Source organism: Rhodococcus sp. GB-02 (genome assembly GCF_053470465.1).
Genome location: NZ_JBPUKE010000003.1, coordinates 471,547 through 492,915 on the forward strand (window position 1 = coordinate 471,547; position 21,369 = coordinate 492,915).

Below are 21,369 nucleotides of genomic sequence, written 5' to 3' on the forward strand. Positions count from 1 at the left end.
TGATCGCCGAACCAACGTCTCACCGCACTTCGGAGTGGTGGGCAGCTCCATCAGGAGGAATTCGCGTGGCTCCATCCACAAACAACCAACGCAACGTCGTCTTCGTCGACGGCATTCGTACCCCGTTCGGCAAGGCCGGCCCGAAAGGCATGTACGCCGAGACGCGCGCAGACGATCTCGTCGTCAAGGCGATTCGTGAGCTGCTTCGCCGCAATCCGCAGCTCGATCCCGCGCGGATCGACGAAGTGGCCGTCGCAGCCACGACGCAGACCGGTGACCAGGGCCTGACCATCGGCCGCACCGCTGCGATCCTCGCCGGTCTCCCCGAAACTGTTCCCGGATTCGCCATCGACCGTATGTGTGCCGGCGCGATGACGGCCGTGACCACCACCGCGTCGGGCATCGGCTTCGGCCAGTACGACGTCGTGATCGCCGGTGGCGTCGAGCACATGGGCCACCACCCGATGGGTGAGGGCGCAGACCCCAACCCGCGTTTCCTCGCCGACCGCCTGGTCGATCCGAGCGCCCTCGTGATGGGTAACACCGCCGAGAACCTGCACGACCGGTTCCCGACCATCACCAAGGAACGCACGGATGCATACGCCGTCGGCAGCCAGAACAAGTACGAAGCTGCCAAGAAGGCCGGCTTCATCGCCGACACCTTGGTCCCCGTCGCCACTCGCAGTTCCGCGGGCTGGGGTCTGGCCACCGAGGACGAGCCGCCGCGCCCCGGAACCACCGTCGAAGATCTTGCCAAGCTCAAGACTCCGTTCCGCCCGGCCGGACGCATCACCGCCGGTAACGCCGCCGGACTCAACGACGGCGCCACCGCCGCCCTGCTCGCCGGTGAGGACACCGCAGCAGAACTCGGCCTGCCGGTCGGCATGCGCATGGTCGGGTTCGCCTACCAGGGCGTCGACCCCGCCGTCATGGGCATCGGCCCGGTTCCCGCCACGGAGAAGCTCCTGGCCCGCACCGGCCTGAAGATCGAGGACATCGGGCTCTTCGAGATCAACGAGGCGTTCGCCGTCCAGGTCCTCGCGTTCCTCGAGCACTACGGAATCGCCGACGACGACCCACGCGTCAACCAGTGGGGCGGCGCCATCGCGTGTGGACACCCTCTCGCTTCCTCGGGCGTTCGCCTGATGACGCAGCTCTCCCGCCAGTTCGCGACACGCCCCGACGTGCGCTACGGCTTGACCACCATGTGCATCGGCCTCGGTATGGGCGGCACCGTCATCTGGGAGAACCCGAACCACGCTGACTACCAGGCAGGAGTCAACTAAATGTCTGATATTGCAACAGCATTCGCCGACGAGGTCGTCACGAACGCCTACACCAAGATCATCTCGGTTCCCGGTATCGAGGGCCCGTTTGCACTGATCACCCTCGACAACGGCTTCGACCACACCAAGCCGTCGTCCTTCGGTCCCGGCGGACTCGCAGCTTTCGACGCTGCCCTCGACGAAGCCTTTGCCGCCAACCCGGTTGCCGTCGCGGTCACCGGCAAGCCCTTCATCTTCGCCGCCGGCGCGGACCTCAAGGGTGTTCCCGCGATCACCTCGCGTGAGCAGGGACTCGAGCTGGGCCGCTTGGGCCACAAGGTGTTCCGACGCCTACGTGAGTCCTCAGTTCCCACGTTCGCCTTCATCAACGGCGTCGCCCTGGGCGGCGGCCTCGAAGTCGGCCTCCACAGCCACTACCGCACGGTTGCCGCCAACGCGGGCGCGCTAGGCCTTCCAGAAGCATTCCTCGGTCTGGTCCCCGGTTGGGGCGGAACGCAACTGCTCCCCAACCTGGTCGGCCCGTCCAACGCCGTCACCGTGGTGATCGAGAACTCGCTGAACCAGAACAAGGTGCTCTCCCCCAAGAAGGCACTCGAACTCGGCGTCGTCGACGTCGTTCTCGATTCTGCCGACTTCATCGAGCAGTCCCTCGCCTGGGCGTCGCAGGTCCTGGCCGGCACCGTCACCCCCGCTCGCCCCGAGATCGATCGTGGCCAGGGCTGGGACGACGCGATCGCTCGCGCGAAGGCGATCGTCGACGGCAAGACCAAGGGCAATGCACCCGGCGCTGTCAAGGCCGTCGAGCTGCTCGAACTGGCTCGCAGCACCGACATCACCGATGCCGCTTCGCTCGACAAGGGCTTCGCGGCCGAGGACGAGGCTCTTGCCGACCTCCTGCTGACGGACGAGCTCCGTGCTGGCTTGTACGCCTTCGATCTGGTGAACAAGCGCGCCAAGCGTCCCGCCGGAGCACCCGATCGCTCACTCGCTCGCAGGGTCAGCGGCGTCGGCATCGTCGGTGCCGGCCTCATGGCCAGCCAGCTCGCGCTGCTCTTCGTCCGCCAGCTCAAGGTGCCGGTCATCTTGACCGACATCGACCAGGAGCGCATCGACAAGGGTGTCGGCTACGTCCACACCGAGATCGAGAAGCTCCAGGGCAAGGGACGCCTGTCCCCCGACGCCGCGAACCGCCTCAAGGCACTCGTTTCCGGCTCGCTCGACAAGGCCGCGTTCGCCAAGACCGACTTCGTCATCGAAGCCGTCTTCGAGAACATGGACGTCAAGAAAAAGGTCTTCGCGGAACTCGAGCAGTTCATCGCTCCCGAAACCATCCTCGCGACCAACACCTCCTCTCTCTCCATCACGGAGATGGCGTCCGGGCTCGAGCATCCCGAGCGCGTCGTGGGCTTCCACTTCTTCAACCCGGTGGCCGTGCTTCCCCTCCTCGAAATCATCAAGGGCGAGAAGACCGACGACGCAACTCTCGCAACGGCTTTCGCGACCGCGAAGTCGCTGAAGAAGTCCGCCGTCCTCTGCGGCGACAAGGCCGGATTCGTCTTCAACCGCCTCGTCACCCGCACCTTGGGTGAGGTCATGTCCGCTGTCGACGAAGGCACCCCCTTCGACGTCGCAGACAATGCGATCGCAGAACTCGGTATGCCCATGTCGCCGTTCACGTTGCTGGCCCTCGTCGGACCCGCAGTGGCACTACACACCGGCGAGACCCTGCAGGAGTCGTACCCGGACCGGTTCAAGAGCTCACCCGGACTCGAAGCACTCGTCGAGGCCCGCAAGCCCGGCGTGTGGACCTGGGGCGAGAACGGTCAGGCCGTCGACCCCGAGGTTGCCGCACTGTGGCCGCAGGGGGACAAGGCGTCCACCTCGGAAGAGGTCCTAGAGCGCACACGTCGCGCGTTCGCCGAGGAAATTCAGATCATGCTCGACGAGGGCGTCGTAGCGGCGGCCGAGGACATCGACCTCTGCCTGCTGCTCGGCGGCGGATTCGGATTCTGGAACGGCGGTATCACGCCGTACCTGGACCGCACCGGTACCTCCGAGGCTGTCAACGGCAAGCGCTTCCTCGCGCCCGGTGTTGCCAGCGTCTGAGAAAGTCGATAGACCCGTCGCGGACGGCGCGCCTTCAGGTACGCCGTCCGTGACGTTTGTGCAGGCTCAGAAGAGTGTTCCCACATCGTCTTTCACGATGTTCTCGAGCGCGCGCTCCGCCACTGCGGCGATAGTCATCGACGGATTGCACGCGGCGGAGTTTCCCGGCAGCAGAGCACCGTCGAGCACGTACAACCCCCGCTGGCCGAGAACCCGACCGTCGAGGTCGCACACCGAGTTCATGCAGGCACCGCCGAGGGGATGCCACGTGGACGGCAGTATCGCGTTCGTGTCGGTGAGTAGACCGCCTGCCGCGATCTGGTGGGCCGCCGGCCCGATGTGGCCTTGCTGGATCGCCGAATCCCCGTCCTTCGGCCAACGGAGCACCGCCTCACCCCGCGCTGAGTCGTACACGAACCGACCTCGGTCGCTGCTCACACCGAATCCGACCATCACCGTGCTGTGGGCGTCGAACGCCACGGGAGGGAACGACGCCTGTATGACGGTGAACGCGTTGAGCGGGTCCTCCCAGTTTCGGCTGCCGTAGACAACAGGCCCGCCCTGGGCGGCACCGAAGTTCTCGGCGAGATCCGACCAGATGTAGATCCGGTCGGCATTGGTCCCCCACCCCGCGCCGAGCTCGTCCGACAGGTCGGTGATCCGCCCCGTTGCCGCGGCGCGGACCAGGAGTTTGGTGGTGTTCATGCTGCCGGCAGCCATCACCAGCGCATCCGTCGTCACGATCTTGTTCTCGAGAACCGTGCCGGCAATATCGGTCCGGTCCACGTACACGCGCCACCGCCCGTCAGCTGCCCGTTCGACGTCGGTGACCTGGGGTTGGACTGATACCAGAGGATGTGCTTGTCCGGGCGTGCAGGATGCGGAAAAGTTTCGGCATTCGGCCCCGTCTGCCACCGAATCCCTCTCTCCAGCAGGGTGACCGGAACCCCGGCCTCGGCCAGGCGCAGGGCCGTCACCCCGCCCCCGAAACCTGAGCCGACTACCACGACGCGGCGCTCTTCACGTGTCAGCGGAATCCCGGTTGCAGCCTTGGCAGTGCGTGGCGCCATCATCGCAACTCCCACGGCGGCCGCACCGGCCAAGAACGATCTACGTTTCACTCCGGACATGACTGGTGCTCCCTCGAAGAATGTCGCCAGAGAATTCCGGGCACGCCAAAGCTAGACACTCTCGCAATAACTAGACACTCTCGCAATAAAGTGTCAAGGCATTGATCACAACGACGATCTACGAGGTCGATCGCATCGCGGGTCCAAGCCATCGCCCGAGAAAGGCCCGCAGGGAGTCGTCGGAATGGACGAGTTCACTGTCGAAAGCAATAACCGAAAGCCCCAGGCGCACGGCAATTTCCACTATCTCACCCAACTCCGCCTCCGTGACGAGACCACGTTCGACCATGGGAGCGAGCATCTGACCAGCGAAAGGTATTGCTCGACTCATCATTTCGAGATCGAAGACGGGATTTCCACGCTCGGCCAAGAGCAGTGTCGCCAGAACCGGGTGAGCACGCACGGCAGTTCGCGCGGCAACGATGAATTCGACGACATAGTCACACGCCGTGTCGACCGACTCCACCTGTGCCGTAATCTCCCCGAGAACCTCGATGGCGAGACCGCCCATCGCCTGGGAGACGACCTCTTCACGCGTACCGAAAATCGAGTACACCGTCTGTCGCGATACACCGGCCGCGGTGGCAACTGCGGCAATGTTCACAGCCTCGAATCCGCCACCTTCGATCAGTCCGAGAGCGGCGGCGAGAATCTTCTGCTGTGATCGCACAAGGAACGTATCGCCCACCGAAACCGCGCAACAGGAAACACGATCTAGATTCGACTCCCACCTGCATAAACGGCGCAATCGGTTTCGTTTGGCTGCCGAAATTCAGTAGGTTAGGCTGCCCTTCATGAAAACATCTGTTCGGGGCTTCGCCGCCCTCGGTGCGGCCGCCATCGCGGTCACGGCACTCGTCTCTTGCTCCTCGGATTCAGACACATCCACGACATCCCAAGGTGCGGACGGATTCCCCGTCAGCATCGAGAACACATTCGGCACGACGACGATCGAATCCAAGCCCGAACGGCTGGTCACTCTCGGCTGGAACGCACAGGACATCCTGTACGCACTCGATCTCACTCCGGTCGGACAGCCCAAGTACACCTACGGCGCGGACGACAACGGCGTCATGCCGTGGGCGCAGGACTACTTCGACGCGGACAAGACCACACTCTTCGACATGCCGGCGAGCGGCGAGCCGCCGGTCGAGACCATTGCGTCATTGACACCGGATGTGATCCTGGCGCCGTACGAGGGCTTCGAAGAGTCCGTCTACAACCAGCTGAGCAAGATCGCACCGACGGCTGCCTACCCCGGCGCAGCGTGGCAGACGAACTGGCAGGACCAGACCCGTATCGTCGGCAAAGCCGTCGGTAAGAGCGAAGAGGCCGAAAAGCTCGTCGACGGCCTCGACACAACTCTCGCCGATACCGCTGCAGCCCACCCGGAGTTCGCCGGAAAGACAATTGCAGTGGTTAACTTCGACACCGATTCAAGCAACATCAACGTCTACCTGCCCACCGATCCGCGTGTCCAGGTGCTGACGGAACTCGGATTCGTCAATGCGCCCGGCGTCGAGAAGCTCGCGGCGGACAACGCAGGCGGAACCTTCTTCAAGACGATCTCCTACGAGAATATCGCCGACATCGATGCCGACGTGATCGTCGGCTTCACCGACGGCTCCGGCGATCCGTCCGGCATCCCTGCGGTCGGCGGGCTCGACGCGGTCAAGCGCGGATCTACCGCCTTCCTCAGCGACACCCGCGTCATCGGTGGACTGAGCAACGTCAACGTCCTCAGCACGCCGTGGGTACTCGGCCAGATCACACCGGCGTTGAGCGAAGCCGCAAAGCGCACGACCGCCTAGTAACGGGGTCTCCCCGACACCCTCTCCGGCGTGATCCGGATCAAACGTCTCGCCGGAGAGGGATACGCCGTCGGCACCAAGTGGCGTGAAACTCGGAAGATGATGGGCAAGGAAGCAACCGAAGACATGTGGGTCACCGAGGTCGAGGCTCCCTCCCGCACGGTCGTCAAAGCCAACTCCCACGGCATGAACTACACGAGTGGGTTCACCCTGAAGCCTGACATCGCGACAAAAGCCGAGCGCCTCGCGGGCAAATAAACCGCTCTCAACTGCATCATTCTTATTGTTTGCATGATCACTGCAATCAATACTCCATCTCTGCGACCGGTTGATTCGACCTCTGAATGGACTCAGCTGGATAACGGCGCGTGAGTCCCCGCCAAATCTGCCCCGGTGGGCGTAGCGTGCAGAGTGCTCGCGGATGGATCGACGCATCGGGGTGTCGACCGTAGGGCCTTTTGAGGGGGCAGGAATGGCATTCAGCGGAACCGCCGCCGGCGGTGGAACCGGCGCTACTCGCGCCGACGTCGGACATGCAGTGCTCTTCGCCGGCGCCGCCGCGCTCGGCGGTTTTCTGTTCGGATACGACACCGCCGTCATCAACGGGGCAGTCGGTGCGATCCGAGACAAGTACGACATCGGCGCCTCGGGCACCGGGCTCACGGTCTCACTGACCCTGCTCGGCGCAGCACTCGGCGCCTGGATCGCAGGCACACTCGCAGATCGCCTCGGCCGCATCCGCGTCATGCAGATAGCCGCGGTGTTGTTCATCATCGGCGCCGTCGGTTCCGCAATTCCGTTCAGCGTCTACGACCTCACCTTCTGGCGAGTGGTCGGCGGCCTGGCAGTGGGCTTCGCATCCGTCATCGCCCCGGCCTACATCGCCGAGATCTCCCCCGCCGCGATACGCGGTCGCCTCGGTTCGATGTACCAATTGGCGATCGTTCTCGGAATCGCTGTATCGCAGTTGGTCAACTACGCACTCCAAGCCGCGGCCGGTGGCGATCGCAATCAGATCGCTGGTCTCGAAGCCTGGCAGTGGATGTTGATGCTCGAGGCCGTTCCCGCAGTCCTGTACCTGATCATGACAACCACGATTCCGGAGTCTCCACGATTCCTGGTGGCGCAAGGCAAGGACGATCGTGCACGCAAGATCATCTCCGATCTCGAAGGCGGAGATCACGACGCCGTCACCGTGCGCATGAACGAGATTCGCGATTCACTCAGCGAGAAACAAGCCAAAACCACGGTGCGTCAACTCTTCTCGAAGCGGCTCGGCGTATCCCATCTGGTCTGGGTCGGCATCGCGCTCGCCGCACTGCAGCAACTGGTCGGCATCAACGTGATCTTCTACTACTCGAGCACCCTGTGGCAGGCAGTTGGCTTCGGAGCCGATCGCTCGCTGCTCATCAGCGTCGTGAGCGCCCTGGTTAACATCGTCGGTACGTTTGTCGCCATCGCCGTCATCGATCGCGTCGGGCGGAAGCCGCTGCTCCTAGTCGGCTCTATCGGCATGGCCATCTCGCTGGGCACCGCAGCGTTCTGTTTCCATTCGGCAACAGTGACGAAAAACGAGATCGGTGAATCCGTAGCGACGCTTTCCGGCGCCAACGCCACGATCGCACTCATCGGAGCCAACGCGTTCGTCTTCTTCTTCGCTTTGTCCTGGGGTCCCGTGGTTTGGGTACTGATCTCCGAAATGTTCCCGAACCGGGTACGCGCCGCTGCAGTCGGAATCGCCACCGCCACCAACTGGGTCGCGAACTTCCTGGTGTCCTGGACGTTCCCGGCACTCGCTGATTGGAATCTGTCGTACACCTACGCCGGATACGCAGTCATGGCGCTGCTGTCGCTGTTCGTCGTCCTGAGGTTCGTGAAGGAAACGCGAGGCAGCACACTCGAATCCGTGCAATAGCGCTCTCCCGGTTTCACACCTTCACACCGAAAAGCGGTGGCCCTCGGATTGATCCGAGGGCCACCGCTTTGCGAGATTTGTCCGTAGACGACCTGTCAGCCTTGTGCGACTTCACCCTGAGCCGAGGCCGAGGACGCGTCGTCCTGGACGTGGACTCCGACGCTGCCCATTCCTGCCACCCAGCCGGTGATCTTGCGGGAGAGGTCCTGAGCCGTCAGGCCAAGCTCCTTGTGGATGGCCTCGCGGCTGGCGTGATCGAGGAACTGCTGGGGAACGCCCATGTCGCGGCACGAGGTGTGAACTCCGGCGGCGCGCATCGCAGCGGAGACCGTCGAACCGATACCGCCGTGTAGGCCGCCGTCCTCGATGGTGACAACGAGCGCGTACTTGTCCGCCATCTTCACCAGCGAATCCGCGACCGGCAGAACCCAACGCGGATCAACGACGGCAACGGAGATGCCCTGCTTGTCGAGTCGATCGGCGATCTCGAGCGCCAAGGAGGCAAACGGGCCCACCGCGACGAGCAGCACGTCGCCGCGCTCACCCTCGCTGACTTTGAGAACGTCGACCATTCCGTCGAGTCGCTTCACTGCCGGAATAGCTTCGGGTACAGCACCCTTCGGGAAGCGAACGACAGTTGGGCCGTCGTCGACGAGAAGTGCCTCGTCCAGTTCTTCACGCAGTGTGTCGGCGTCACGCGGTGCCGCGACGCGAATCCCGGGGATGATTCCGAGCAGCGAAAGATCCCAGACGCCGTTGTGGCTGGCGCCGTCCACTCCGGTGACGCCGGCGCGGTCGAGCACGATTGTCACCGGTTGCTTGAGCAGTGCGACGTCCATCAACAACTGGTCGAACGCTCGATTGAGGAAGGTCGAGTAGATAGCGACCACGGGGTGCAGTCCGCCCAATGCAAGGCCGGCGGCCGAGGTCATCGCGTGCTGCTCGGCGATACCGACGTCGAACATGCGGTCGGGGAACTTCTCACCGAATGCCGCGAGCCCGGTGGGGCCGGCCATGGCCGCGGTGATGGCGACGATGTCCTCACGACGCGAAGCCTGCTCGATCAGTGCGGCCGAGAAGACCGACGTCCAGTCCGGCGCTGACGACTTGGTGCCGCGACCGGTGACGGGATCGATGACGCCGGTGGCATGCATCTGATCGGCCACGTCGTTTTCCGCGTGTGCGTAACCGTTGCCCTTGCGGGTGACGGCGTGAACGATGACGGGTCCGCCGTAGGCCTTCGCCCTGCGCAACGCCGATTCCATGGCAGCTTCGTCGTGACCGTCCACCGGCCCGAGGTACTTGATACCGAGATCGGTGAACATCACCTGAGGGCTGACCGCGTCCTTGAGACCGGCCTTCATCCCATGCAGGACGGAGTATGCAGTGCGCCCGACCCAGGGCAACTTCTTGACCATGCGTCGGCCACTGTCGAGGGCACGCTCGTAACTCGGTGCGGTGCGCAGTGCCGAGAGATGGTCGGCAAGGCCGCCGATGGTCGGTGCGTACGAGCGACCGTTGTCGTTGACGACGATCACCACCGAACGGTCCTTGCCCGCCGCAATGTTGTTGAGGGCTTCCCAACACATTCCGCCGGTCAGCGCGCCGTCACCGACGACGGCAACAACGTGGCGATTCTGACCCGTCAACGCGAAGGCCTTCGCGAGTCCGTCGGCATAGGACAGAGCGGCGGAAGCGTGAGAGGACTCGACCCAGTCGTGCTCGCTCTCGGCGCGGCACGGATACCCGGACAGTCCGCCCTGCTTACGCAAGGTGTCGAACTGATCCTGACGACCGGTGAGGATCTTGTGCACATAGGCCTGATGGCCCGTGTCGAAGATGATCGCGTCCTGCGGCGAGTCGAAAATTCGGTGCAGTGCGAGGGTCAACTCCACGACGCCCAAGTTGGGCCCGAGGTGACCACCGGTCGCAGCGACCTTCAGCACGAGGAACTCACGAATCTCGTCGGCCAACTCCGTCATCTCGGCGTGGCTCAACTGACGTAGATCGTCAGGACCCTGAATGCGGGCAAGAACACCCAACGAGATCGCTCCCTCCGTGCTTCACAGCTGCACCGGTGCGCGCCGCGGCTGTCTTCGCGACAGTGCTGCCAGTCTACGGAGCGTTCCGGCGAACCGACACGCGGACTCGGCCCGATTCCGGTGTGACTTCGCGTAACAACGAAATCTCACAGATCGCTCGTGATCGCAATCACAGACAAATGGGATCCGTAGCAATCGAAACTCGACAACTCTTGTTCCACAAAACGACCGCCATGTCAGCTTAAGGTCGACGTATGGGAACTGTGGTCGACGACCTGATAACGCGAGTGTTCGACGAAGTCCGATCACTCGACGAGGGCGAGTTGGCCGACTACATCCCCGAACTCGCGGTGGTCGCCCCCGATTCGTTCGGAATCTGCATAGCCACCGTCGACGGTTACGTCTACGAGATCGGCGACTCGCGAATCCCGTTCACCATTCAGTCGATCTCGAAACCCTTCACCTACGCCCTGGCTCTCGCCGATCGGGGAAGCGAGGCGGTTGCCGCGAAAATCGACGTCGAACCATCCGGCGAGCCGTTCAACGAAATCAGCCTCGACCCGCTCACCGAACGTCCGCGAAACCCCATGATCAATGCCGGAGCGATCACCGCTGCGTCACTGGTCGCCGGCCCGAATCCCGAGGCCCGCTTCGAACGCATTCGCTCCGCGTACTCGCGATATGCAGGCCGCGAGCTGGCCTTCAACGAATCGGTGTACACCTCCGAAGCCCGTACCGGGCACCGCAACCGCGCTATCGGCCACATGCTGCGATCCTTCGACGTCATCACCGGTAATCCCGACGAGGCCGTCGACCTGTACTTCCGTCAGTGCTCGATCGACGTGACCTGCCGCGATCTGAGTCTGATGGCTGCGACTATGGCGAACAACGGTGTCAATCCGCTCACCCACGAGCGTGCGCTGGCTCCCGCGGGCGTCGAGCAAGTCCTCAGCGTCATGGCTACCTGCGGAATGTACGACGGCGCCGGCAAGTGGCTGGTAGAGGTCGGATTGCCGGCCAAGAGCGGCGTCGGCGGCGGGGTCCTGGCCGTCTTGCCCGGCCAGATCGGCATCGCGGTGTACTCCCCCAGACTCGACGTTCACGGAAACAGTGTTCGCGGAGTTGCTGCTGCCCGGGCGCTGTCGAAGGAACTCGAACTGCACTTCCTCCACGTGACGCGTGCGTCACGCTCCTCGATCCGGGCCAGGTACAGCGTCATCGAAGCGCCGTCGCGAGTGCGACGCACCCCGACCGAACAGGCTGTGCTCGACGACGTCGGCAAGCGCAGCCGGGTCTACGAACTGCACGGCGATCTCCTCTTCACCGGTGCCGAATCGGCGGTGCGCGAAATCGGCTCGGTGGACGAGGGCCTCGAAGTTGTTGTCATCGACGTCCGCCGCGTCGACGACGCCAGCGACGTCGCGGTGCGCATGATCACTGCGCTGCAGGTTCAGCTGGCCGAACAAGCCTGCGCGGTGGCCGTCGTCGATCCGCAAGGATTGCTGGGACAACGAAGTTCGAGCATCGACCCCGCCAGAAGAAGTGGTCGGGTGTTTGCGGACCTCGATTCCGCCATGCAGTGGTGCGAAGACACGTTGCTCGCGGTGCACTGTGAAGCCGATCGGCAGGCGTCGACGATCTCGATCGAGGACCACCCAGTTCTCGATGCTCTGTCCGCAGCACAGATCGAGGGATTCTCCGCAGAATTGGAGACGCGAACCTATGCCCGCGGCGAGAAGATCGCCCGCCGAGGCGAAGCGGCCTCGGGGTTCTATCTGATTCTCAGCGGCCAGGTCAGCACCATGTTCACCGACGCGCACGGGGTCGAGCACCGCATCACGACGCTCTCCGCCGGAATGACGTTCGGCGAGATGACGATGTTCCTCGACACTCCGTTCCTCAACGACATCCGCGCCGATTCCACGGTCACCGTGGCCGTCCTGACCCCGCAGCGATATGCAGAACTGACCGCGCAGGCACCGGAGTTGAAACTTGCGCTTCTCGAACGACTGGCTGCGGGTGCCTACGAGCAATTGGACCTGATGTTGCGGAGTGTCATCTCCGCCGGACGAATCGGATAGGAACCGCACATGCCCACCACCGCCCTTACCTCGGAGCCGTCCACCGTCACGGTGACCGGAACCGCCACTGCCACAGCTGTTCCCGACATCGTGCGGTTGACGATCGGGGTATCGGTGACACAGACGGCCGTTTCCGACGCATTCGACGCCGTCGCGCGTTTGTCCACTGCCCTGACCGAGTCCCTGCATGCGCGCGGTGTGCGCGGAGCTGATCTCACCACCGCCGGGCTGAGTGTCCATCCGCAGACTCACTGGAGTGACGGAGGTCGCCAGGAGACAACAGGATTCACCGCATCGACCACTTTCCGAGTCGTACTGCGAGAGTTGGAGCCGGACGCGGCGAACTCCCCCGCCGCCGTCATCGCGGCGTGTGTATCGGTGGGCGGCGACGCGATTCGGCTCGACGGGCTCGAGTTCGATCTCGACGACCGCAGCGATCTGGCGACAAAAGCACGCGAATTGGCGTGGACGGCAGCGGAATCGAAGGCCAGACAGTTCGCGGACCTGGCAGACAAAGATCTGGTCGAAGTCCTCGAGGTACTCGAAGACTTCGACCAGATCGTGCCGATGCGCGGACGTGTCGCGGCGATGAAAGCGGATTCGGCTCCGATAGCCGTCGAACGCGGAGAGATCGAAGAATCGATCTCGGTCCGCGTTCGATGGGCTATGGCGTGACAGAAGTAATTCGGAAGACGCGGCTGGCGGTAGACCAGCCGGGCATGCGGATCAGCGAGTGAGGTTCTTCTCCTCGTTCTTCTCTTCGCGCTCTTCTTCGAACTTCTGCTCGGCGTCAGGAGTCGCCAGGTCGATCGTGGTGCGCAGCGGACGGTTCGGGATGAAGATGACCGACACGAGCGTGACCACCGCGACGACGGCTGCGACCAGGAAGATCCGTCCAGTTGCATCGCCGTAGGCGAACCGAACGATCTGCGAGACGAAGTCAGGCATGTTGCTCAGGTCGAGGCCGTCCTGGAGGCTCTTTCCAGCTACTGCCTGTTGCTCGGGTGGCAAGGTGGAGACCGAATCGACTGTCAGTGTCTTGACGCGGGTCGCGAGAATCGAACCGAGCACCGAAACACCGATCGCGCCGCCGAAGGTACGGAAGAACGCCACGATACTGCTGGCCGCGCCGATGTTCTCGACGCTGACCGTGTTCTGCACGGCGAGCACGATGTTCTGCATCAACATGCCGGTACCCAGACCGACGATGGCGATGAAGATTCCGATGGTCCAGAGGCTGGTGGCGTGGTCGATCGTCGACAGCAGTCCGAAACCGACCAGCAACAGAACTGCGCCGGCGACGATGAAGGGCTTCCACTGACCGAACTTGGTGATCAGCTGGCCAGAGCCGACGGACGCGACGAGCATGCCCGCGACCATCGGGATGGTGAGCAATCCGGCTTCGGTGGGATCGAACCCGCGTGCGGTCTGGAAGTACTGCGTCAGGAAGGTCGTCGCGCCGAAGAGGCCGACACCAACGGCGATCGAGGCGATGATCGCGAGGGCCGTGGTGCGCTCGGTGATGATCTTGATCGGCAGGATCGGATCCTTGACCTTGGATTCGACGAACATCGTGAGGCCGAGCAGGGCCAGACCACCGATGACGAAGAATGCCGACTCCTTCGAGAGCCAGGCGTAGTAGTCGTCCTGGCCGGCAAACGAAACCCAGATCAGCAGGACGCTGACACCGGCGGTGAGCAGGGTGGCGCCCATCCAGTCGATGGAAACGTTGTCCTTCTTCACGGTCTCGACGTGCAGGGTGCGCTGAAGGAGGAACAGTGCGATGACTGCCAACGGAACACACACGTAGAAGCACCAGCGCCAGCCGGCAGTGTCCACGAGGACGCCGCCGAGGATCGGTCCACCGGACATCGAGACGGCCATGGCCGCACCCATGTATCCGGAGTAGCGACCACGATCTCGCGGCGGGATGATCGTGCCGATGATGGCTACGACGAGAGCGGTCAGGCCACCCATGCCGATGCCCTGGATGACACGCGCACCGAGCAGCAACGGAACGTTGTGCGCCGCGCCGGCGATGACCGAGCCGATCACGAAGATGACGATCGCGGTCTGTACCAGGATCTTCTTGTTGTAGAGGTCGGCCAGCTTGCCCCAGATCGGCGTCGATGCCGCGGTGGCGAGCAGTGCCGTGGTGATGATCCAGGCGTACTGCGTCTGCGTTCCGTGCAGTTCACCGATGATGGTGGGAAGCGCTGTCGAAACAATGGTGCTGCTGAGCAGCGCGGTGAACAGCGCTGCGATGAGTCCGGTGAGTGCTTCGAGAATTTCGCGGTGAGTCATCGCGCCCGCTTCGCGAGCCGATCCGTCACCTCCGGTACTTGCCCGGGTTTCTCCTACTGTTGCTGCCATGTGCCTTATCTCCCAATACTTTCTACGCCCGTGTGCGGAACTGCCGGTGAGGCCTGCCGATTCGATGCGCCGAACGTCTCGTTGAGACGTTGCAGCGATGTCACTGCGGCCATGGCCTCTTCCTGGCTCCAGTCTTCGAGCATGTTGCGCAAACGCGCCGCACGCCGTTGCGTGGTTCTCCGTAAAACGTCGTGTCCCTCTTCCGATACTCGGATGCGGAACGCCCGCTTGTCAGCCGGATCGGGATTTCTCTCGACATACCCCGCGTCGACCAGATCCGACATTTGTCGGCTGAGCGACGACTGACTGACACACAGATCGACGGCCAATTCGTTCTGTCGGCACTCCCCACGCGCTGCCAGCATGAACAACACACTGACCAGCGCAGGCGGCAGCAGGCTGTCTGCACCGATGGTGACCGCGGCTCGCAGCGATCTGCCGAACATGAAGATCGTGTCGACGAGCGCTTGGGCCGTCTCCGGCTGTACCGACATTGCCTACCCCTGAATTCGAGTGGCCCGAACGAGCCGTGACTTGAAAACGGAAAACTACTTGCAGAACGAAACTATACGATTAGTTGCGTAATGCAAGCAACTGTAGTGAACGCGAGAAGCGTCACACCGTTTCAGCGAAAGATTTCGGGACGTGTCAGCGTTCGAGGAGCGCGATGCACTCCATGTGGTGGGTCTGTGGGAAGGCGTCGAACGCCCGTAGGCCGCCGATTCTGAAGCCCTGCTCCAAGTAGAGACCGATATCGCGACCGAACGACGCCGGGTCGCACCCGATGTGGACTATCCGTTCAGTGCCCGTTGCGGCGAGAGCTTCCACGACCGGACGCCCCGCCCCCGCCCGTGGTGGATCGAGCACGATGACGGCAGGCGAACGCTCCAGATCTGCGAGAACGTTCTCGACCCGGGCACTGTGGAAGCGCACCTGACCGAGATCCGAAAGCGCTTCCCGTCCGTCAGCGACTGCTCGCACCGAAGATTCGACGGACTCCACCACGCCGGAAGGCCCGACAAGGTCGGCGAGCACAGCTGCGAAAATGCCGACTCCGCCGTAGAGATCCCAGGCCGTGTCCGCAGTAGCGGCTCCGGCCCAATCACCGACCACCTGTGAGTACGCGGCCGCAGCGCCGCGATGGGCCTGCCAGAAACCGGTCGCGGCCAGCGCCCATTCTCGATTGCCGACACGCTCGATCACTGTGTCCGCTCCGATGGCCACTCGGGTCTTTCGCGGGCCGCCGCTTGCCGCTCGGCGTGCCATCGCGCCGCGACGCCCCGGAGTCCGCCGTCCCGTCTTGGACACCGCGGGTGCGGCGATTTCCACGACGTGCCGCTCACCGGCAGCGTCGAGAACGACCTGCAGCTCACTGCCCGGCTGCCATTGCGGGCCGCCCAGACCGTCGTACGCGCTCTGATCGATCTGCGTGCACTGCAGATCGGTGACGATCCGGTTGCTGCGGTACGCGTGGTATCCCGCGACACCGTGCCCGTCCACCGCCAGCCGGACTCGCGTACGCCAGCCAGTTCCGTCTCCGGTTCCGGGCAACTCCTCCACCTCGACGTCCGATTCGACGCGAGCGAGTCGCAGAAGCTGTTCCCGCACGACCGAGGTCTTCATCTCACGTTGGACGCTCAGATCCGCATGCGAGTAGTCGCAGCAGCCCGCCCCGCCCGGCCCGGAGATAGGGCAGGTCGGATCGATGCGATGCGGCGATACGTCGAGGACGGAGATCGTGTCGGCGCGGCAGAAGGATCCACCTTTGTCCTCGGTCACCCGGACGAGCGCCCGCTCCCCCGGCAAACCGTGACGGACGAAGACGACGCGCCCCTCGTGCCGGGCGACGACGAACCCGCCGTGGCCGGGGTTGCCCAGATCGACCTCGAAGCTCTGCCCGGTCCAATTCTCACTCAACGAACTACGCCTGCCATTTCGGTGTTGCCGATCATTTCTCGCCGCTGGTCATTTCTCGCCGGTGTCGTACCCACGACGCGTCGCACCTGCGGTCTTCTCGATGTCGAGCGGCTTCGCTTTTGCCGACGAACTCAGCTGCCACGGAACGCTCGTCACCATCACACCGGGCTGGAAGAGCAGGCGACTCTTGAGGCGGAGCGCGCTTTGGTTGTGCAGGATCTGCTCCCACCAGTGTCCGACGACGTACTCGGGGATGAACACGGTGACGACGTCACGCGGAGCATCGCGTCTTACACGCTTGACGTAGTCGAGAACCGGCTTGGTGATTTCGCGGTACGGCGACTCGATCACCTTGAGCGGAACCGTTACGTCGCTCTTCTCCCATTCACGCACGAGCGCACGCGTGTCGGGCTCGTCCACGTTGACCGTGATGGCTTCGAGAGTGTCCGGTCGCGTTGCTCGCGCGTAGGCGAGAGCTCGCATGGTCGGCATGTGCAGCTTCGAGACGAGCACGATCGAGTGCGTGCGACTGGGCAGCACGCCGTCCCACTCCTGCTCCTCGAGCTCGGCGGCGACGCTGTCGTAGTGCTTGCGGATCATCTTCATCACGATGAAGATCGCGACCATCGCGACGATGGCGATCCACGCGCCGGCAGCGAACTTGGTGATCAGAACGATGATCAAGACGGTGGCGGTCATGGCCAGACCGATCGAATTGATCACTCGCGAGCGCTGCATGCGGGCCCGCTGTGACTTGTCGGTCTCGGACTTCAGATGCCGAGTCCAGTGCTTGATCATGCCCGTCTGACTGAGCACGAACGAGACGAAGACGCCGACGATGTACAGCTGGATGAGCTTGGTGACCTCGGCGCCGAACACCACGACGAATGCGATGGCAGCACCGGACAGGAAGAGGATTCCGTTGCTGAATGCCAGTCGGTCGCCGCGCGTGTGCAGCTGACGCGGTAGGTACCGGTCCTGCGCCAGGATCGATCCGAGTACCGGGAATCCGTTGAACGCGGTGTTCGCGGCCAGAACCAAGATCAGTGCCGTGACGATCGCCATGAAGAAGAATCCGATCGGGAAACCACTGAACACGGCTTCGGCGATCTGCGCGATCAGGGTCTTCTGGTGGTACCCCTCCGGCGCCCCGACCAGCTGTTCCTGCGGATTGTGTGCGTAGACGATGCCGATCTTCTGAGCCAGGATGATGATGCCCATCAGCAAGACGATGGCGATCGAGCCGAGCAGCAGCAAGGTAGTGGCAGCGTTGCGCGACTTCGGCTTCTGGAACGCCGGTACGCCGTTGCTGATGGCCTCGACGCCGGTCAGTGCGGCACAACCCGAGGAAAATGCGCGCGCGATCAGGAACGCGAAGGCAATTCCGTACAGATGCGAGTCCTCGGCGTTCAGAGTGAACGACGACGATTCCGCGTGCACATCCTCACCGAGGACGTAGATCCGGAAGAATCCCCACCCGAGCATCAGGAACATACCGACGATGAATGCGTACGTCGGAATTGCGAACGCCGTGCCGGATTCACGGATGCCGCGAAGGTTGACCGCCGTCAGCAACACGATCGCCGCGACCGCGAACAACACCTTGTGCTGCGCGACGAACGGCAGGGCCGAGCCGATGTTCGACGCCGCCGACGAAATCGACACCGCGACGGTCAGCACGTAGTCGACCATCAGCGCGCTACCGACGGTCAGACCGGCGGTCGGGCCCAAGTTGACCGTTGCGACCTCGTAGTCGCCGCCACCGGACGGGTAAGCGTGCACGTTCTGGCGGTAACTCGCCACCACCACAGCCATGACGATGGCTACGGACAAGCCGATCCAGGGCGTGTACGCGTACGCGGAAATACCCGCGACAGAGAGAACCAGGAAGATTTCTTCGGGGGCATATGCGACGGACGACATCGCGTCGGACGCGAAGACCGGTAGTGCAATTCGCTTGGGTAGCAGCGTGTGCCCGAGTTTGTCGCTTCGGAACGGCCGACCGAGCAGGAGCCGCTTGGTAGCGGTCGAGAGCTTAGACACGTGCAAAGCGTAAGCCGTCGCACCCGATTCGGAGTCATCAGCGCCCCAACTTCACCTTTTGTCGTGACAACCGGCACGCAGGCGACCGTTGTACTTGCTCTTCCCGTGAGGGGCTGTACCGTTCGATTCGGCGTGCAATCGCGCCACGAGGGTCCATGAACGGAGTAGGGCGTGTATGTCGTCATCATGGGGTGCGGTCGGGTGGGTTCGTCCCTCGCCGCGTCTCTGACCAGGATCGGACATGAGGTCGCCGTCATCGACCGCGATCAGAGTGCGTTTCTGCGTCTCGATCTCGATTTCCCGGGAACTAAGGTCCTGGGAATGGGGTTCGACCGTGACGTGCTGGTCCGGGCAGGCATCGAACGCGCCGACGCCTTTGCCGCGGTGTCCTCGGGAGACAATTCCAACATCATCGCAGCACGCGTCGCACGCGAGACTTTCGGCGTCGAACGCGTCGTCGCGCGTATTTACGACGCCAAGCGTGCCGCCGTTTACGAGCGCCTCGGCATCCCCACAGTCGCGACCGTGCCGTGGTCGACGGATCGCTTCCTGCACACGCTGACCAAGGAAAGTCAGACCGCGAAGTGGCGCGATCCTTCGGGCACTGTTGCGATTACCGAACTTGCCCTGCACGAGGATTGGGCAGGCAAGCCGATCGCACTACTCGAGAGCGCGACCAGTTCGAGAGTCGCCTTCATCATCCGCTTCGGGACCGGCATTCTCCCCGACCGCAAGACCGTCATCCAGGCCGACGATCAGGTCTACATCGCTGCCGTGTCGGGGACCGTCGCCGAGGCGATCGCACTGGCCGGCAACCAGCCGCCGAGTGACGACTGAGGAGGCCGCAGATGACTGATCCGAACGCCGTCCCTCACAACAAACCTGCGACTGTGTTGCACTACACCGTGATTGGAAGTTCTCGATGAAGGTCGCCATCGCCGGAGCCGGCGCCGTAGGCCGCTCCATTGCGCGAGAGCTGATTCGAAGCTCACACGACGTCATGCTGATCGAACGCAAACTCGATCACATCGAACCGGAGTCGGTGCCCGAGGCGAAGTGGGTACACGCGGACGCCTGCGAACTCAGCCGACTCGAGGACGCGTCGATGGAGTCGTACGAGGTCGTGATTGCCGCGACCGGAGACGACAAGGCAAACCTGGTCCTCAGTCTGCTCGCGAAAACCGAGTTCGGTGTTCGCCGAGTTGTCGCCCGCGTCAACGATCCCCGCAACGAATGGCTCTTCGACGAGTCGTGGGGCGTCGACGTCGCCGTCTCGACACCGCGGATGCTCGCCTCGCTCGTCGAAGAGGCCGTCTCCGTCGGTGACCTGGTCAAACTGATGACACTGCGGCAGGGACAGGCCAATCTCGTCGAGATCACGTTGCCCGACAACACACCGCTCGCCGGTAAGGCCGTCAAGAAACTCGAACTACCGCGAGACTGCGCACTGGTCACCATCTTGCGTGGCGGCCGCGTGATCGTTCCGCAGATGGACGATCCCATCGAAGGCGGGGACGAATTGCTTTTCGTTGCTGCCGTCGACGCCGAGGATCAGTTGCGCGTTGCACTCCGCCTGGAGAAGTGACCGACGAACACACCGACGAACACACGGACGAACACACGGACGACGAAAGGGAATCACATGGCACAAGCACCCGAAAACACCGTAGTCACCGACAATCCGGGCCAGAGCCGTTACGAGATCCATGCCGACGGCAACCTCGCCGGGATCGAGGACTACACCACGTCCGGTGACGTCGTCTCGTTCAACCACACCGAGATCTACCCGGCCTTCGAAGGTTTCGGGTTGGCCGGGGTTCTCGTCCGCCAGGCGCTGGACGACCTACGAGCACGCGGCCTCAAAGTTCACCCTGTGTGCCCGTACGTCGTGAAGTTCCTCGACAAGCACCCTGAGTACCAGGACCTGATCAGCTGAGATCGCGGTCTTCGCGCGGCTTCGTCAGATTCACCGAGCCCACTTCATCGGACCCCGCGTCCGTTGCGGTGGGCTCGGTGCTTTCAGACCCCACTACCGGTTCCGGCTCGACGATGCGATCCGCCCTGCGCACGGCCCAGATGGTCACCAGCAGGACCAGACCCGTCAGTGGCCACCCCATACCGATACGGGCGACTGCGAGCCATCCGGTGTGGTCGGTGTCGTAGAGCTGTGACTGAACGAGATAGCGCGCACCGAAGACCAGAGCCCATGCCGCCGTCGCGATGTCGTAGAGGCGGACGGCAGAGCGGTGCTTGCGCCAGAGATTGCCGTGCCCGTTGAGGTAGCCCCAGATGATACCGACGAGGGGCCAGCGGACGAGGATGGAAATCAGAAAGACCGCGCCGTAGGCCAGGCTCGTGTAGATACCGAAGAGGAAATATCCTTTGGCGTCGCCGGTGCGATAGGCAATGAACGCGGAGACTCCGACTCCGAGAAACCCGGAAATGGCGGGTTGGAGGGAATCCTTGCGGAAGAGGCGCCAGGCCGCGATCGCGACGGCGACGCCCAACGCGGCCCAGATTGCCGCGGTGAGGTTCCAGATGCTGTTGACCGGGACAAAAATCAGAATCGGCAAAGACGAATAGATCAGACCACTCAGCCCGCCGAGTTGGTCGATTACCGATCGCTGTTGTGTTTCAGTCACCTGTCGAGGGTGCCACAGTCACC

At 63.2% G+C, this 21,369-nt stretch carries 17 protein-coding genes and 1 pseudogene; 10 read left to right on the forward strand and 8 right to left on the reverse strand.

Going from position 1 to position 21,369, the window contains the following annotated elements; all coding sequences use genetic code 11:
* The first annotated feature begins 65 nt into the window (after nucleotides 1-65).
* Together ACSW29_RS22605 and ACSW29_RS22610 are read left to right on the forward strand one after the other, a co-directional pair.
* On the forward strand, nucleotides 66-1,286 hold the full coding sequence (locus ACSW29_RS22605) for a thiolase family protein (RefSeq protein ID WP_448278348.1): 1,221 nt from the start codon (nucleotides 66-68) through the stop codon (nucleotides 1,284-1,286).
* Nucleotides 1,287-3,392, forward strand: a complete 2,106-nt coding sequence (locus ACSW29_RS22610) for a 3-hydroxyacyl-CoA dehydrogenase NAD-binding domain-containing protein (RefSeq protein WP_448278349.1) — start codon at nucleotides 1,287-1,289, stop codon at nucleotides 3,390-3,392.
* 66 nt (nucleotides 3,393-3,458) lie between these two features.
* Here ACSW29_RS22610 and ACSW29_RS22615 read toward each other — a convergent pair.
* Nucleotides 3,459-4,522: pseudogene (locus ACSW29_RS22615) on the reverse strand (GMC oxidoreductase).
* A 118-nt stretch (nucleotides 4,523-4,640) separates the two neighbouring features.
* The gene (locus ACSW29_RS22620; RefSeq protein WP_317828537.1) at nucleotides 4,641-5,192 is read right to left on the reverse strand and encodes a TetR/AcrR family transcriptional regulator; all 552 of its coding nucleotides are present in this window, start codon (nucleotides 5,190-5,192) and stop codon (nucleotides 4,641-4,643) included.
* Between the two features lie 124 nt (nucleotides 5,193-5,316).
* On the opposite strand from ACSW29_RS22620, the gene ACSW29_RS22625 reads away from it, so the two are divergent.
* The 3 genes from ACSW29_RS22625 (at nucleotide 5,317) to ACSW29_RS22635 (ending at nucleotide 8,248) form a co-directional block, all read left to right on the forward strand.
* A complete protein-coding gene (locus tag ACSW29_RS22625; RefSeq protein ID WP_317828538.1) occupies nucleotides 5,317-6,333 on the forward strand; it encodes an iron-siderophore ABC transporter substrate-binding protein in 1,017 nt (338 codons plus the stop codon).
* 30 nt (nucleotides 6,334-6,363) lie between these two features.
* Nucleotides 6,364-6,591 carry a hypothetical protein gene (locus ACSW29_RS22630; protein WP_448278350.1) on the forward strand — a complete coding sequence of 76 codons (228 nt, stop codon included), beginning with the start codon at nucleotides 6,364-6,366 and terminating at the stop codon, nucleotides 6,589-6,591.
* Between the two features lie 214 nt (nucleotides 6,592-6,805).
* Nucleotides 6,806-8,248 (forward strand): sugar porter family MFS transporter, encoded by a 1,443-nt coding sequence (locus tag ACSW29_RS22635; RefSeq protein WP_317828540.1) that lies wholly within the window; start codon nucleotides 6,806-6,808, stop codon nucleotides 8,246-8,248.
* Nucleotides 8,249-8,343: 95 nt separating this feature from the next.
* On the opposite strand, the gene dxs is transcribed toward ACSW29_RS22635, so the two are convergent.
* On the reverse strand, nucleotides 8,344-10,290 hold the full coding sequence (gene dxs / locus ACSW29_RS22640) for a 1-deoxy-D-xylulose-5-phosphate synthase (RefSeq protein ID WP_448278351.1): 1,947 nt from the start codon (nucleotides 10,288-10,290) through the stop codon (nucleotides 8,344-8,346).
* Nucleotides 10,291-10,544: 254 nt separating this feature from the next.
* Between dxs and glsA the strand changes: the two genes are divergently transcribed.
* On the forward strand, nucleotides 10,545-12,371 hold the full coding sequence (glsA, locus tag ACSW29_RS22645) for a glutaminase A (RefSeq protein ID WP_448278352.1): 1,827 nt from the start codon (nucleotides 10,545-10,547) through the stop codon (nucleotides 12,369-12,371).
* A 9-nt stretch (nucleotides 12,372-12,380) separates the two neighbouring features.
* On the forward strand, nucleotides 12,381-13,046 hold the full coding sequence (locus tag ACSW29_RS22650; RefSeq protein WP_448278353.1) for an SIMPL domain-containing protein: 666 nt from the start codon (nucleotides 12,381-12,383) through the stop codon (nucleotides 13,044-13,046).
* Between the two features lie 51 nt (nucleotides 13,047-13,097).
* Here ACSW29_RS22650 and ACSW29_RS22655 read toward each other — a convergent pair whose 3' ends face one another.
* The 4 genes from ACSW29_RS22655 to ACSW29_RS22670 form a co-directional block, all read right to left on the reverse strand.
* Nucleotides 13,098-14,744, reverse strand: a complete 1,647-nt coding sequence (locus tag ACSW29_RS22655) for an MDR family MFS transporter (RefSeq protein WP_230817200.1) — start codon at nucleotides 14,742-14,744, stop codon at nucleotides 13,098-13,100.
* Between the two features lie 5 nt (nucleotides 14,745-14,749).
* On the reverse strand, nucleotides 14,750-15,238 hold the full coding sequence (locus ACSW29_RS22660) for a MarR family winged helix-turn-helix transcriptional regulator (RefSeq protein ID WP_448278354.1): 489 nt from the start codon (nucleotides 15,236-15,238) through the stop codon (nucleotides 14,750-14,752).
* Nucleotides 15,239-15,392: 154 nt separating this feature from the next.
* Nucleotides 15,393-16,661 (reverse strand): class I SAM-dependent RNA methyltransferase, encoded by a 1,269-nt coding sequence (locus ACSW29_RS22665; RefSeq protein WP_448278355.1) that lies wholly within the window; start codon nucleotides 16,659-16,661, stop codon nucleotides 15,393-15,395.
* Between the two features lie 48 nt (nucleotides 16,662-16,709).
* Complete coding sequence (locus ACSW29_RS22670) at nucleotides 16,710-18,704, reverse strand: APC family permease (protein ID WP_095970528.1); 1,995 nt, start codon at nucleotides 18,702-18,704, stop codon at nucleotides 16,710-16,712.
* A 171-nt stretch (nucleotides 18,705-18,875) separates the two neighbouring features.
* Between ACSW29_RS22670 and ACSW29_RS22675 the strand changes: the two genes are divergently transcribed.
* From ACSW29_RS22675 to ACSW29_RS22685, 3 genes are all read left to right on the forward strand, one after another.
* On the forward strand, nucleotides 18,876-19,541 hold the full coding sequence (locus ACSW29_RS22675) for a potassium channel family protein (protein ID WP_230817198.1): 666 nt from the start codon (nucleotides 18,876-18,878) through the stop codon (nucleotides 19,539-19,541).
* 85 nt (nucleotides 19,542-19,626) lie between these two features.
* Nucleotides 19,627-20,289 (forward strand): potassium channel family protein, encoded by a 663-nt coding sequence (locus ACSW29_RS22680; RefSeq protein WP_230817197.1) that lies wholly within the window; start codon nucleotides 19,627-19,629, stop codon nucleotides 20,287-20,289.
* Nucleotides 20,290-20,346: 57 nt separating this feature from the next.
* Entirely contained in the window at nucleotides 20,347-20,640 is a 294-nt protein-coding gene (locus ACSW29_RS22685; RefSeq protein ID WP_230817196.1) for a GNAT family N-acetyltransferase, read from the forward strand.
* On the opposite strand, the gene ACSW29_RS22690 is transcribed toward ACSW29_RS22685, so the two are convergent.
* On the reverse strand, nucleotides 20,633-21,346 hold the full coding sequence (locus tag ACSW29_RS22690) for a DUF3159 domain-containing protein (RefSeq protein ID WP_347872636.1): 714 nt from the start codon (nucleotides 21,344-21,346) through the stop codon (nucleotides 20,633-20,635). The genes ACSW29_RS22685 and ACSW29_RS22690 overlap by 8 nt on opposite strands.
* Nucleotides 21,347-21,369 lie beyond the last annotated feature (23 nt).